The 12863-nt window shown below is 55.8% G+C and carries 16 protein-coding genes and 1 riboswitch; of the genes, 3 read left to right on the plus strand and 13 right to left on the minus strand.

All coding sequences use genetic code 11. The features are described from left to right. Positions 1-48: 48 nt before the first annotated feature. From AC6I7A_RS21100 to AC6I7A_RS21110, 3 genes are all read right to left on the minus strand, one after another. Positions 49-717 (minus strand): fimbrial biogenesis chaperone, encoded by a 669-nt coding sequence (locus AC6I7A_RS21100; protein ID WP_058957213.1) that lies wholly within the window; start codon positions 715-717, stop codon positions 49-51. Positions 718-771: 54 nt separating this feature from the next. Then, positions 772-1362, minus strand: coding sequence for a fimbrial protein (locus tag AC6I7A_RS21105; protein ID WP_058957214.1), 591 nt, complete (start codon positions 1360-1362; stop codon positions 772-774). Between the two features lie 454 nt (positions 1363-1816). Further along, positions 1817-2086, minus strand: a complete 270-nt coding sequence (locus tag AC6I7A_RS21110) for a hypothetical protein (RefSeq protein ID WP_046102883.1) — start codon at positions 2084-2086, stop codon at positions 1817-1819. Between the two features lie 318 nt (positions 2087-2404). On the opposite strand from AC6I7A_RS21110, the gene AC6I7A_RS21115 reads away from it, so the two are divergent. Then, on the plus strand, positions 2405-2947 hold the full coding sequence (locus AC6I7A_RS21115; RefSeq protein WP_009093093.1) for a DsbA family protein: 543 nt from the start codon (positions 2405-2407) through the stop codon (positions 2945-2947). 237 nt (positions 2948-3184) lie between these two features. Next, entirely contained in the window at positions 3185-3598 is a 414-nt protein-coding gene (locus tag AC6I7A_RS21120) for an ASCH domain-containing protein (protein WP_009093094.1), read from the plus strand. A gap of 8 nt (positions 3599-3606) precedes the next feature. On the opposite strand, the gene AC6I7A_RS21125 is transcribed toward AC6I7A_RS21120, so the two are convergent. The 6 genes from AC6I7A_RS21125 to AC6I7A_RS21150 all read right to left on the minus strand — a co-directional run bounded on the left by AC6I7A_RS21125 (position 3607) and on the right by AC6I7A_RS21150 (position 8281). Next, the gene (locus tag AC6I7A_RS21125; RefSeq protein ID WP_058957215.1) at positions 3607-4575 is read right to left on the minus strand and encodes a HesA/MoeB/ThiF family protein; all 969 of its coding nucleotides are present in this window, start codon (positions 4573-4575) and stop codon (positions 3607-3609) included. A gap of 9 nt (positions 4576-4584) precedes the next feature. Beyond that, positions 4585-5343 (minus strand): thiazole synthase, encoded by a 759-nt coding sequence (locus tag AC6I7A_RS21130; RefSeq protein ID WP_058957216.1) that lies wholly within the window; start codon positions 5341-5343, stop codon positions 4585-4587. 2 nt (positions 5344-5345) lie between these two features. Beyond that, the gene (gene thiS / locus AC6I7A_RS21135) at positions 5346-5543 is read right to left on the minus strand and encodes a sulfur carrier protein ThiS (protein ID WP_009093097.1); all 198 of its coding nucleotides are present in this window, start codon (positions 5541-5543) and stop codon (positions 5346-5348) included. Beyond that, entirely contained in the window at positions 5533-6516 is a 984-nt protein-coding gene (locus AC6I7A_RS21140) for an FAD-dependent oxidoreductase (RefSeq protein ID WP_195910803.1), read from the minus strand. Before AC6I7A_RS21140 ends, thiS begins: the two co-directional genes overlap by 11 nt. Positions 6517-6600: 84 nt before the next feature. Next, a riboswitch (TPP riboswitch) is annotated at positions 6601-6721 on the minus strand. Between the two features lie 107 nt (positions 6722-6828). Beyond that, the gene (locus tag AC6I7A_RS21145; protein ID WP_009093099.1) at positions 6829-7146 is read right to left on the minus strand and encodes an ArsR/SmtB family transcription factor; all 318 of its coding nucleotides are present in this window, start codon (positions 7144-7146) and stop codon (positions 6829-6831) included. 16 nt (positions 7147-7162) lie between these two features. Next, on the minus strand, positions 7163-8281 hold the full coding sequence (locus AC6I7A_RS21150) for an alkene reductase (RefSeq protein WP_058957217.1): 1119 nt from the start codon (positions 8279-8281) through the stop codon (positions 7163-7165). Positions 8282-8723: 442 nt separating this feature from the next. Between AC6I7A_RS21150 and AC6I7A_RS21155 the strand changes: the two genes are divergently transcribed. Continuing rightward, positions 8724-9053: a DNA topology modulation protein FlaR gene (locus AC6I7A_RS21155; protein WP_318250623.1), complete on the plus strand. Its 330-nt coding sequence runs from the start codon at positions 8724-8726 to the stop codon at positions 9051-9053. Positions 9054-9095: 42 nt separating this feature from the next. Here the strand turns inward: AC6I7A_RS21155 and AC6I7A_RS21160 are convergent, their stop codons facing one another. The 4 genes from AC6I7A_RS21160 to AC6I7A_RS21175 all read right to left on the minus strand — a co-directional run bounded on the left by AC6I7A_RS21160 (position 9096) and on the right by AC6I7A_RS21175 (position 12649). Continuing rightward, on the minus strand, positions 9096-9533 hold the full coding sequence (locus AC6I7A_RS21160) for a GFA family protein (protein ID WP_009093102.1): 438 nt from the start codon (positions 9531-9533) through the stop codon (positions 9096-9098). Positions 9534-9674: 141 nt separating this feature from the next. After that, complete coding sequence (locus AC6I7A_RS21165; protein ID WP_058957219.1) at positions 9675-10304, minus strand: LysE family translocator; 630 nt, start codon at positions 10302-10304, stop codon at positions 9675-9677. Between the two features lie 306 nt (positions 10305-10610). Beyond that, positions 10611-11642, minus strand: coding sequence for a methionine synthase (locus tag AC6I7A_RS21170; RefSeq protein WP_009093105.1), 1032 nt, complete (start codon positions 11640-11642; stop codon positions 10611-10613). Positions 11643-11665: 23 nt separating this feature from the next. After that, positions 11666-12649 carry a DUF1852 domain-containing protein gene (locus tag AC6I7A_RS21175; RefSeq protein WP_498004895.1) on the minus strand — a complete coding sequence of 328 codons (984 nt, stop codon included), beginning with the start codon at positions 12647-12649 and terminating at the stop codon, positions 11666-11668. Between the last annotated feature and the right edge of the window lie 214 nt (positions 12650-12863).

A 12863-nucleotide genomic window follows, 5' to 3' on the forward strand; every position in this document is an offset into this window, starting at 1 on the left:
CACGGTTAAGGCCCCGGCATCAGATCAGTAAAACCACAACAAAACCCATCAGCGTGTACGTTCTTCAGTAACGCCGCCATAGTCATTGATGGCAGACCAGCTCACCGGGCCGGCATGGCTGACCGTCCAGTGACGATCTTCACCCGGAGCAATCATGCCGGGATCGTTGATCGCCTGATGATTCACGCTCAGCGTATAAAAGGAGACGAAATAGGGCGTCGGGTTATGCGCAATCAGCTGGTTGCCCTGCTGGCGAAACGCGATGTCCTGCCAGGCGTCAGCCGGATTTCCCGCCAGCCCTTTTGGCCGGAAAAAGAGTTTAAATTTCGATTTAATATTGACCTGCAGCTGATTGCTTTTATCGCGCGGTGTGGGTGAGATCGATTTGACATTCAGCCAGAAAACAGACTCCCGATCTTTCGGCAGTGGCATGCCCAGATAATTAATCCTGAGCAGGTTCTCTTTATTGGCATCCAGGCGAAACAGCGGGGGCGTCACAATAAAAGGGACGCGGGTGTGATTATTTTTATCGGCATTCTCGATCCAGGATTCGATCAGATAGGGTGTCGTTTTATCCTGATTTGTTACCGACAGCGTGGCTTCCTTTTTTCCTTCAGCAAAAATAACCCGGGTCCCTCCCATCACCACACCTGCATGCGCCGCGAGATGAAGCAGACACGCCGAAATGAGCGAAATAATTCTTATTACCTTAATCATAGAGCGTTACGCCATTGAATTACGGAGGGAAAGCAGGGTTGCCCCTGCTATGAATCAGTTATAAACCATCACAAAATTTGATACGGCATTGGCCGCGCCCACATTAATAGCGGCACCGTCACTTTTGTAATCAGCATAGAATTTTAAATCGGCGTGCCCCCCCGTGCTGGCTGCCACTACATCAACGTTTTTGGAGACGGCGCCGATAGCCACCTGAGTCAGACGGTCAGCTTCATAAAGTTTCACGCCGACACCGGACGCCCCGCCGCTGGCAACTTTAAGCAGGGTACTGTCGCCACTGTCTTTATCGCCATCGAACAACACCGCCACTTTTTTGACGGATGTCGGGCAGTCTGTGACTGAAATAGTGAACGGCGTTTCAGTGGTTTCCGTACGGCTTTCGAAATAGGATTTGGCCCATTTACCTAAATCAATACTCTGCTTACTACTGGCGGTTGTCACGTTGCAGGATACATCGGTAATTTCACCGGTAAATTTAACTTCACCACCGGCTCCCTGCGTTCCCGCTGCCGTTCCCGGATTCGTATTAATAGGGGATGGGCCGTCAGTCGGGGTGGCGAATGCTGATCCGGAAATCATAAGGCCCGCCAGCGCCACTGGCAGAATACGTTTTCTGATATTCATCAACTGTTTCTCTTTTCAGAACATGCAAAGTGGCCGCAACCAACCACCAGATGGATAAATATGCATCGATAATAATGCGCCAACATAATAACGCGCTGTTTATTATGTTGCGGGTATATTAATTAAACAAAGGTAGACGAAACTTAAACGAGCAGATTTATCCGGGGCTGAGATTTAATATTGAGGAGGTTAATTGAGCAGGATCAATTCCAGCAATCCCGACTTAAATAGTCGGAAAATAAAAGACAGGATGTGATGAATAATATGATCACTTTAATTACCCATTATATTTTCAAAAAATATTTATGAATTCCAGAATGGGGATCTTTAAGCAGTCCATCGTTAAATCAGGTATGAATGGGCGCTCTGCGCTATGACCCGCAGGGACCTCTCTCCGGTTCAGGCGTCGCCCTTTCTGTTATGTTCATGGCTGACGCGCACCAGTCCGCTTCACTCAGGGCAGATCGTTATCCAGCGGCGCACGAAAAGCATGGCGGGCAGCCAGCATTAACTGGCTGGCAGTCACGGTGGCAGGTAAACGCCTCAGTATTTTACAGGCCTGCCAGTAGCAGAGCACCATCACCTCATCCTCCTCTTTTTCCGCCCGTTCAAGCAGACGGGCGCGCAGTGACAGGACATCCAGGGTCTGCTGCTCATCCAGCATGTCCGCGATCGTCTGGTTAATAATGCGATAGAGTGTTTTCCAGGTGAGATCGGTATACAAATTTAGCCTCTTCTAACACGTATCCGCTTCCCGTGTATCCCCGACAGGGAAGTCACAGAAAGGATCTTCTCATTCAGGCGAATGAACGCTGCTGATTAACTATAGCGACTCGCCAGCGGCCGTCCAGAACCCGCGGCGAAGATTGCCAGAGCGGATAATTCTAACGATTCAGAGGCCTGCCTGTCGCCTGTTACCTGCGGCTCCGCTTCTGATTGCCGATTTTTGTAACAATTGAGCCCCATTCTTAACTGGCTGCTGTGCCGCAGATTTGCCAGAGTAAAACGACTTCCCGTTACGTTTAAACTTAAGGAGTGGTTAATGAATCAGCACGCTGATGTTCTGGTCTGGGGTCAGGGTCCTGCGGTCTTCGAAGTCTTTCTGGAACCTACCTGTCCGTTTTCCGTTCGCGCTTTCAATAAATTCGACGCCTTACTGGCGCACGCAGGCGAAGAGAACATCACTCTGAAGATCCGTCTGCAGTCCCAGCCGTGGCACCTCTATTCGGGTCTCATTGTGCGCTATATCCTCGCCGCGGCCTGCGAAAGTAAAACGGCCGCCAGACAGGTGATGCAGGCCGTTGCCGATCACCGCGAAGAGTTTGAATTTACCGACCACTGCACCGGTCCGAACCGCGATGCCACCCCGAATCAGATTCTGGAACGCCTGAAAACCTACAGTGGCGTCGACGCCATGGCGGCATTTGATCGGCCCGATTTGCAGAATGCCATCAAGTGGCACTGCAAATACGCCCGCCAGAATGGCATTCACGTCTCTCCTACCTTTATGGTCAATGGCCTGGTGCAGCCTGAGATTAGCAGCGGTGATGACATTGAGCAGTGGGCGAGCTTCCTGAAACGCTAGTTCGTCTCTCCTGAGTCACTGCTTTGCCTGACAGCGACGCTTGTGCACGACATCGGCGGGCGAAACGGCTTATCCCGGAGATTCGCCTGTTTTCCTGCCGGAATGCCGGGTAAGCTGTTCGGCGACAAGCAGCCTGCTCCTCAGATAGCGCTGTTGCAGAGAGAACGGCTGCACACCTTTTCGGTGCCTCTGCAATGATGCAGGCAGGCACGCACCCACTTTCATAAGGATTTGCTGATGGCGATGACGCTGGAACAACTGCAGGAAAAATATCCGGATGCGATGGTCGATGCATTTGGTGATTCACCCGAGCTGGCGAACGCGTTAAGTACGCTGATTATTGCGGGTAAAAAAGTGGCCACCTGTGGGTCGGCAGCCAACTGGCAGGATCAGGAAAAACTGCCCCAGCCGGGCGGTTACAGCATTGTTCTCAACGGTGAACAGCAGCCCGTCTGCGTGATCCGCACCACCGGGCTGTTCCTGACGCGCTTTGACCGGGTGACGCCGGAGATGGCAATGCTAGAAGGTGAAGGCGATCTCAGCCTCGACTACTGGCGTCAGGAACATCAGCGATACTTTCAGCGGGAAGGCTCTTTTCACCCTGAGATGGAGCTGATTTTCGAAACGTTCCAGCTGGTCGAGGTGATCTGAACCGGCAGTTACAGCGCCTTTGCCGCCATCAGCGCCAGACGCGTGACCCCGCGTGCGGCAAGATGTTCAGCCGCACGCGCGGCCCGCATTCCGCTGGCGCACACCAGTACCACGCGTCGATCGGCAGGCGGCTGCCAGCCGGCGATCTGCTCTGGCAGAATGCGCAACGCCCCTTCCGCCACGCTGACCGGGGCCTCTTCGGCGCTGCGCAACTCCACAATGCAGTCCTCACCAGTGAGCATGGCCAGGTCGATGAACGGCGTGCCCGGCGCCTCCGGTTCCGGGGCATCGTCAAAGCGGAACTGTCGCATATGCCACGAGGCCAGGTCGCAGTGGATCATACAACCCAGCGGTGAAGGCGTCAGTTTCAGCAATACCGTGAGCACCATCTGTGCCTGCATGGCCCCCAGCGTGGCCACCGCAGGCCCCATAACGCCCGCGGTGTTACAGTCAGCCGATGCAGTGGGCAAGTGCGGAAACAGCGCGCGATAGCCGGGCGCACCGCCGCAGAATCCGCCGACATAGCCTTTACGCCCCAGCACTGAGGCGCAGATCAGCGGCAGGCCGCGCGCATAACAGGCGTCCGAAAGCTGATAGGTAATGGCAAAGTTATCCGCCGCATCCACCACCACATCAATCTCCGCCAGCGCCTGCGGCAGCAGACTGGCGCTCAGTGACTGCGGATGCGCGTCGACTTCACACTCAGGGTTTCGCTGCGCCAGTGCCCGCTGCGCGCAGAGGGCTTTTGGCTGCCCGACATCGTCCACACCAAACAGCGTCTGACGGTGAAGGTTATGCAGTTCAACCCGATCGCCGTCGTAAAGACGAATGAACCCTACTCCGGCACCTGCCAGCAGGGGCAGCAGCGTGGCACTGAGGCCGCCCGCGCCCACAACCAGCACCCGCGCCCTGCTCAGTCGCTGCTGCCCCGTATCACCAATTTCCGGCAACATCGTCTGTCGCTGATAACGATCCATTGTCGCTCCTTAACTGAACTGTGCCAGACCAAACAGGGGCGTGGAGGCCGACGCCATATCGCGCTGCTCCATCAGCCCGGCCTGAAACGCCTCATGCCCGCCATGGATCGCGGCGGCAAAGGCACCGGCCATCCGGACCGGATCGCGAGCTTTTGCTACGGCCGTGTTGAGCAACACGCCATCAAAGCCCATCTCCATCGCCTGAGCCGCCTGGCCCGGCGCGCCGATCCCCGCATCAATAATCAGCGGAATATCCTTAAACCAGGCACGCATGGCGCGCAGCCCCTCAATATTGCGCAGTCCCTGGCCGGAGCCAATCGGCGCCCCCCAGGGCATCAGCACTTCACAGCCGGCTTCCAGCAGTTTTTCACCGACAATGAGATCTTCCGTGGTGTAGGGAAACACCTGAAATCCGTCAGCGCAGAGAATGCGGGCGGCTTCCACCAGGGCAAAGGGGTCGGGTTGCAGCGTGTCGGCATGACCTATCACCTCCAGCTTGATCCAGGGGGTATCAAACAGTTCACGCGCCATCTGCGCCGTGGTCACCGCCTCCTTAACCGAATGGCAGCCGGCCGTATTCGGCAGAATGCGTTTGTTGATCTGTTGCAGCAGCGTGCGAAAGGCCGCGCCTTCCCGCCCCTCCCGTCGCAGGCTGACGGTAATGATCTCCGCGCCTGACGCGTCGATCGCCTGATGCAGAATCTCCGGCGAGGGGTAACCGGCGGTGCCGAGCAGAAAACGGGATGTCGGTGCAAACTGATAAAACATGATTAACCTCCCTGCATCGGGGACAGAATTTCCAGCTGATTCCCGGCCTCAAGTCGCTGGCTGGCGTAACGGGTGCGCGGCACAAACTCACCGTTCAGGGCGGTGGCGACGGTGCGCGGATCGATCTGCTGCTCCTGCATCAGCTCCGCCAGGGTCGTTGCGCCGGTTTCAATCGCGCGTCCGTTGAGTTCAATTCGCATGGGGTGTCTCCTGAGTCAGTCGCCGCATAAGGTTTTCAGCCATTATCGGGGCCAGTAAAAAGCCGTGTCGGTAGAGGCCGTTGAGCGAGAAGCGGCCATTTTCGTAGCGCACCTCCGGCAGATTCTGCCGGTAAGCAGGACGCAACCCGGTACCGCTCTCGACGATCCGTGCTTCAGCCAGCGCCGGATGCAGGCTGTAAGCGGCGCTCAGCAGCTCCATCATCGCTTTCGCGCTAATCGGGCTGCTGTCATGGCTTTCGACCATGGTGGCACCCAGCATGAAGAGCCCATTGGCACGAGGCACCAGATAGCAGGGAAAGCGCGGATGGAGCAGCCGGACGGGACGGGAGAGGCAAATGTCGGGGGTATGGAGGATCACCATTTCGCCGCGCACGGCACGCAACGCGGGCTGCTGATCGGCGGCGTGGATGCCGCGACAGTCGATAATCTTTCCGCCGGGCTGACCGCTGTGAAACGGCACGCCCGCCTCTTTGAGCCTATCCTGCAGCTGCTGCAGCGCCCGACGCGGGTCGAGATGCGCTTCCCGGGCGAAGAAAAGGCCGCGAGCGAAGCGGTTTTCCAGCGCCGGTTCAACGTCGCCGGGGGCCACCCACTGATGCTGCTGCGTCATGCTGGCAAAACGCGTCAGCTCACGGCTGTCACGCGGCGGTGCAACCACCAGCGTGCCCTGCTGCTGCACGCCATCCACACGCTTTGCCCACCAGCCCGCGGCATGCTGGCCCCATTCGATCACCTCTGGCGGTGCACTTTCTGCCTCGCACCAGGGCGCGAGCATGCCGCCCGCCCAGTGCGAGGCTGCCCGGCAGTCAGGCTGAGTAATAATTTCGACAGCTTCTCCCCGTTCCGCCAGCAGGGTGGCGACACAGAGTCCGGCGACGCCGCTGCCCAGCACCGACCAGCGGCCCTGGCTGCCCGCCACAGAAGAAGAGAGATTCAGGATTGAGTGGGTCACATTCGCCTCGTTATCCGTTAACGAAGACCCGTGATACAGAGGGAATAGGCAGAAGCGACGCGAATGCGCTCCTGCGGCAAGTATCTGATGCGATACCCGTCTTCCTACGCCAGTATCAACTGGGTCAGGTTCTAAGGGTCGCTGAGCCGCGCGGGTGCGCTATCAGCCTCTCAGTCTCTCCGGCGAGACTCCCCTGACGGGTTTAGTTGTAAGTGAAGCGAACAGCTTCGTCAAGCAGTGTGCAGGGGCGCGACGCAGAAAGAGAGAGACAAGGAAAGATGTCGCTACCGGATCAGAGGCGCGCGGCGACGTCTATAGCAGCGCCTGCAGGGAGTGCGTCACTGCGTCGGTGACTTCCCGAATACGCGGTTCGGCGCGGCGATAGTAGGTCCATTTACCCACTTTGCTGGTTTCCACCAGTCCGGCACTCTGCAGGGCTTTCAGGCATAACGAGGTGGCGGGCTGCGATAAGCCCGCCTTGTCCTGGATGAGACTGGCACAGACGCCATACTGGTCGAAGGGATAGAGCTGGGCATAGCCCGCAAACGCTTCGTCAGGGTTTTTGAGCCACATCAGCACGGCCATTCTGGTGGGATTGGCCAGTAACTTCAGGGCCTCTTCGGGTGACATGCCGCCTCACAAAACATCAGGATGGATAAACAGGGTAGTCAGTATACCCTTTCTCCGTTCCGCCATACAGGGAGGTGTGATCCACAGGATTCAGCGGATTGCCTGCTTTAATCCGCGCGGGCAGATCGGGGTTGGCGATAAAGGTGCGGCCAAAACCAAACAGGTCGCCCCACCCTTTATCCAGCATCCGCTGTGCTTTTTCGGCGGTGTAACGGCCTGAGTAGATAATGGGCGAGCGGAAGGTTTCCCGCAGCGCAATACGGAAGCTCTCCGGCAGGTCAGGACTGTTATCCCAGTCCGCCTCGGCGATAGAGAGATAACCAATTTCCAGCTCATTGAGCAGCTGCGCGGCGCGGATATAAGTCGCATGCGGATCGCGTTCGACCAGGCCCAGATAGACACGATCTTCGTCCGTGCTGCTGAAAAGCGGGGCAAACCGGACGCCGACACGATGACTGCCAAAGACCGAACTTACCGCTTCAACCACTTCACGCAGAAAACGCAGACGATTCTCAGGCGAGCCACCATATTCATCCGTGCGGAAGTTGGTGTGCTCAGAAATAAACTGATTAATCAGATAGCCGTTGGCGGAGTGAAGCTCAACACCATCGAACCCGGCCGCTTTGGCATTTTCCGCCGCCCGCCGGTAAAGCGCCACAATCTCTTTTACTTCCGCGTTCGTCAGCGCCCGCGGCTCGCTGGGCGCGGTTAACATTCCGGTACCCGGTCCGGTTTCAATAAAGACCCGGACGTTATCGGCGGCTATCGCTGACGGCGCAACCGGGGCCTCTTTTCCTGGCTGAAGCTCATTATGGGACACCCGCCCCACGTGCCAGAGCTGGCAGAAAAGAGTGGCACCTTCCTGATGCACTGCTTCGGTGACTTTTTTCCAGCCCGCAATCTGCGCTTCACTGTGTATCCCCGGCGTCCATGCATAGCCCTGCCCGCGAGGCTCAATCTGGGTGCCTTCAGTGATCATCAGTCCGGCGCCGGCGCGCTGGCGATAATATTCCACCATCATCGGACCGGGAACATTGCCCGGCTGCTCACTGCGGCAGCGGGTCAGCGGCGGCAGAACGATGCGGTTACGGAGCTGAAGGTCGCCCAGGCTCAGGGGAGTAAAAAGTGATGGCATGACAAAAAAATCCTCTGGTGTATGAAGAGGCGACATTATATTTACACATTTAAATTTGTAAATGTGTTTGTGGGATTTTTATTTGTCCTGTGCCCGATTTTATCAGGTTATGAGAGACTTATCGCCAGGCGATGAACCTGTGGGGTAGGATTGCTGTTCCGGATGCAGACACAATTACCCTCATAGCGCATTTATCGGAATTAACAGGGAGCTATTTGTGAACAGGCTAATCTCGTCAGACGCGCTGGGACCACGCATCTGTATTCTCGGGCCTTCTAACAGCGGAAAATCCACGCTGGCTGAGGCCCTGTCACGCAAAACAGGTCTGCCTGTGGTGCACCTGGATCAGTTGCATCATATTCCAGGCAGTCAGTGGGTGCCCAGGGAGCCGGACGTGTTCCTTCGTTTACACGCCGAAGCAGTCAGTCAGGAGAGATGGATCATGGAAGGCAACTACACCAAGTGTATTGAAGCACGGCTCGCCCGGGCCACCGGACTGATTCTTCTGGATGTCAGCGTGCCTTTAGCGCTGCTGCGCTATGTCCGGCGATGCTACTCCTCCACGCCGCGGATCGGGGGACTCAGGACTCACAGAGAGCCGGTAAGCCTGGCGATGATAAACTACATTGCCCGCATCGCCCCTCAGAACCGGAAGCGGCACAGGCAGATCTATGACTCGCTCACGCTGCCAAAACTGCTGCTCAGTTCTCCTCGCGCCATGAATCTCTGCGCGGAAGAGTGGGGACTTCAGCTAAAACACTCTGGAGCATAACCAGCCAACGGCCAGGAATGCAGACAGAAACCGTCAGAGAAACTATGGCGATTCATCAGCAAGTTTCAGATGGGTCAGCAGCGCCGTCAGCGACGGCACCGGTCCGGCATGGGTGGTTGCTGAGCGGGTCGTGTCCCAGGGCATCGCATCATCGGTGCAGAAGTCGCCGACACACTGCATATCCACCGCCTCATTGAGTAAACCCACAGGAATCCATACATAAGGCCTGTCCCGCAGCGGGTTGGGCACGGTGGAGCCACAGCGGGTGCAGAAATCGTTGCGATAACCGCTGGCTTTTTGCCATGACGCCAGATGATCTTCTCCGCCAGTCCAGCGGAACTCCCCCGCTTTCACCAGCGTCGCCAGGTTATAACCGGTTCCGCTCTGCTTTCTGCACAGCGAACAGTGACAACGGTAGTAAAGCGTGGGTGGCGCTGCCAGTTCAAAAACCACCGTTTCACATAAGCACGAGCCTTTCATTTCACCGCCTTGTTGATGTAATGACAGAGGCCACCGCTGCGGATGCCCCCCTGATTGCAGTGACACCCTGGCGAAACCGTTTTTTGCATCAGCACAGGGTGTGCCATTTTCATGCAGAAGTCGCGAACGGCCATCCCCGACTTAGTGGCGACTGAACACCAGTTTCAGCCCCGCCAGCGCAAAGCAGCAGGCTAACAGCGCCTCCAGTCCACGACGGATGCGGCGATAGAACGCGCTCATCACCGCCGTCGAGAAGAGCAGCGCATATCCACCGAACACCAGCAGACAGATCGTTGCACAGCCAGCGATGATCAGCGGTACCGTGGAGGCAGCCATATCGGGCTTCAGGGCAAAAGACATGATCGCCACCCAGGTAAGAATCGCCTTGGGATTGCCGACATGCATGAGTATTCCCTGGCGAAACAGTCTGCCCCAGGCGACCCGCTCAGTGCTGGCATCAATGCCTGTTGCTTCCATGCGGCGCAGGGCCGATTTACCCGCTTTAAATGCCAGCCAGAGCAGATATAACCCGCCGCCAACCTTCAATACAATCAGCAACTTTGCGAAGGTGGCCAGCACCGTCAGCACGCCACAGGCGGCCAGTAGCGCCCAGATCATTGAGCCGCTCACCACGCCTGCTGCCAGCGCCAGGGCGGCTCCCCTGCCCTTTTTCATCGCCGTTCCCATTATCGCCATATTGCTGGGACCCGGGCTGGCCGTGGCGACAAAGTAGGTGGTGAAAATCAGGAGTAATTCATGCGAAAGTGCCATAACCGCCTCTGAGATTGATTGTTATCAATCTGTTATATCGGTTGTGGCGAACATTTACCAGTAATGCTGTCGTCCGCCTGATGGGCGGAATCTCATTCAGCGGTGATAAAGATCAGGTCGGATGAGAGTCCGGATGAAATCCGGCAGGCTGAGCGGTTTATATGCGCATTTGTCATCGCGTACGGGCGCAGTGCTGAAGAGGTTTAGCGGGAAATGAGACGGGCAAAAGCAGGATTAAGAGTCAGTCCGGCCGATCGCATTGTAAGAATGAAATCATTCGCCGGACTGAACGGGCTCAGGAAGCGCTTATTTGCCCAGAATTTCTCTGCGGACAATCTCTGCGCCTGCGCTCAACGCGTTGAGCTTGCCATTGGCAACATGACGCGGCAACGGGATCATGCCGCAGTTGGTCGAAGGATAGAGATTTTCGGCATCCACAAACTGCAAAGCCTTGCGCAGCGTACTGGCGACCTCTTCCGGCGTCTCAATATTATGGGTTGCCACATCGATGGCGCCGACCATCACTTTTTTACCGCGAATCAGCTCGATCAAATCCATCGGCACCCGCGAGTTCTGGCACTCCAGCGAGACGATATCGATCGATGAGCGCTGCAGTTTCGGGAAGACCTCTTCATACTGGCGCCACTCGGTTCCCAGCGTTTTCTTCCAGTCGGTGTTCGCTTTGATGCCATAGCCATAGCAGATATGCACGGCGGTTTCACACTTGAGCCCTTCGACAGCGCGCTCTAGTGCCGCAATGCCCCAGTCGTTGACTTCGTCGAAAAAGACGTTAAAAGCCGGCTCATCAAACTGAATAATATCCACGCCTGCGGCTTCCAGCTCTTTTGCCTCCTGGTTGAGGATTTTTGCAAATTCCCACGCCAGTTTTTCGCGACTTTTGTAGTGGTTGTCGTAGAGGGTATCGATCATGGTCATCGGCCCCGGCAGCGCCCATTTAATCGGACGATCGGTCAGCTTACGTAAAACCTTTGCATCTTCGACAAAGACCGGCTTCTGACGGGAAACTTCACCCACCACGGTCGGGACGCTGGCATCATAACGATTGCGGATACGCACCACTTCGCGCTTTTCAAAATCCACGCCGCTGAGGTGTTCGATAAAGGTCGTGACGAAGTGCTGACGGGTTTGCTCACCATCACTGACGATATCGATTCCCGCCCGCACCTGATCGTCCAGGCAGAGACGCAGCGCATCTAATTTACCCGCCACTAACTCATCATCCTGCAGTTTCCAGGGTGACCAGAGCACCTCTGGCTGTGCAATCCAGGAGGGTTTTGGCAGGCTGCCAGCGGTGGATGTCGGTAATAAGGTTTTCATAGCAGGTGACCTTTTAATTTTAATTAAAGAACGGATTCAGCGGACCATTGCGCCAGCAGGGTCTGGTTAGGCTTAATGAAATAGGCCTCAGTAAATTTCCCCTGCTCAACAGCCAGCCGGCTGCGCTCTTCACGATCGTAAACAATCCGGGTTAAAGAATAATCCTGATGCTGCAGCGTCGGCTGATAGCAGTGACCGGCAGCGGAATTCGCGTTATAGATTTCAGGGCGATAGATCTTCTGGAACGTTTCCATGGTGCTGATAGTGCCGATCAGCTCAAGGTCGGTGTAATCGCTGAGCAGATCCCCGTGGAAATAGAACGCCAGCGGCGCAACGCTGCCCTGCGGCATAAAGAAACGCACTTTCAGGCCCATTTTCCCGAAGTAGAAGTCGGTCAGTGAGGGCGCATCCTGCTGATATTCAATGCCCAGAATGGGATGCTGATTGCCGGTGCGCACATAGGTGTTTTTGCTGGATACGCTCAGGCAGATAACCGGTGATTTGCTGAAATTCTCTTTATAGACCGCTGAGTTAACAAAGCTTTTAAAAATGTTGCCGTGCAGCTGGCCAAAATCCGCGGGCGTGCTGAATTCAGTCTGCCCTTTATTAAAATCTGCCAGCACCACGCTGAAATCATAATCGCGCACGTAGGATGAGAAATTATTTCCCACAATGCCCTCGCTGCGCTCACCGGTGTGATGATCCACGATATAGGTTTTTAAAATTTCGATAGCCGGAAACGCTTCGCCGTCAGCGCCACCCTGCAGATTCAGCTCCGCAGAAATGATCTCCAGTTCAACGGAATAGCGGTCAGCCTTTGGATTATCCCAGTGCGCCAGCGAGTTAAAACGATTATCGATCATCACCAGGGCGTTGCGCAGATTTTCCTGACGCTTTTCGCCACGCGCTAAATTCGCAAAGTTCGTCGTCGCGCGCGTATTTTTTGAAGGGTTATAGTTTTCGTCGAAACGAATACGCTTGATGGTAAAGGCAAAATCGTTGTTCATCGCTATCGGGTATCCTGGTCGCTGATATGAATTGTTGCTGAGAGGGTTATGCAGCTTTGCTATCCCTTAACAAGCATTCATATTTCTCAAAGTTATTAACAATTCTTACTTTATGCCTCAACGGGCGGGTGAAAAAAAGTGATTAAATTTCAACGAACATGAAGGAAATTCATGTAGAGACGGGAAAGCGGGGGATTTTTCACGATCGGGCGGG

This window comes from Type-F symbiont of Plautia stali, from assembly GCF_059731105.1.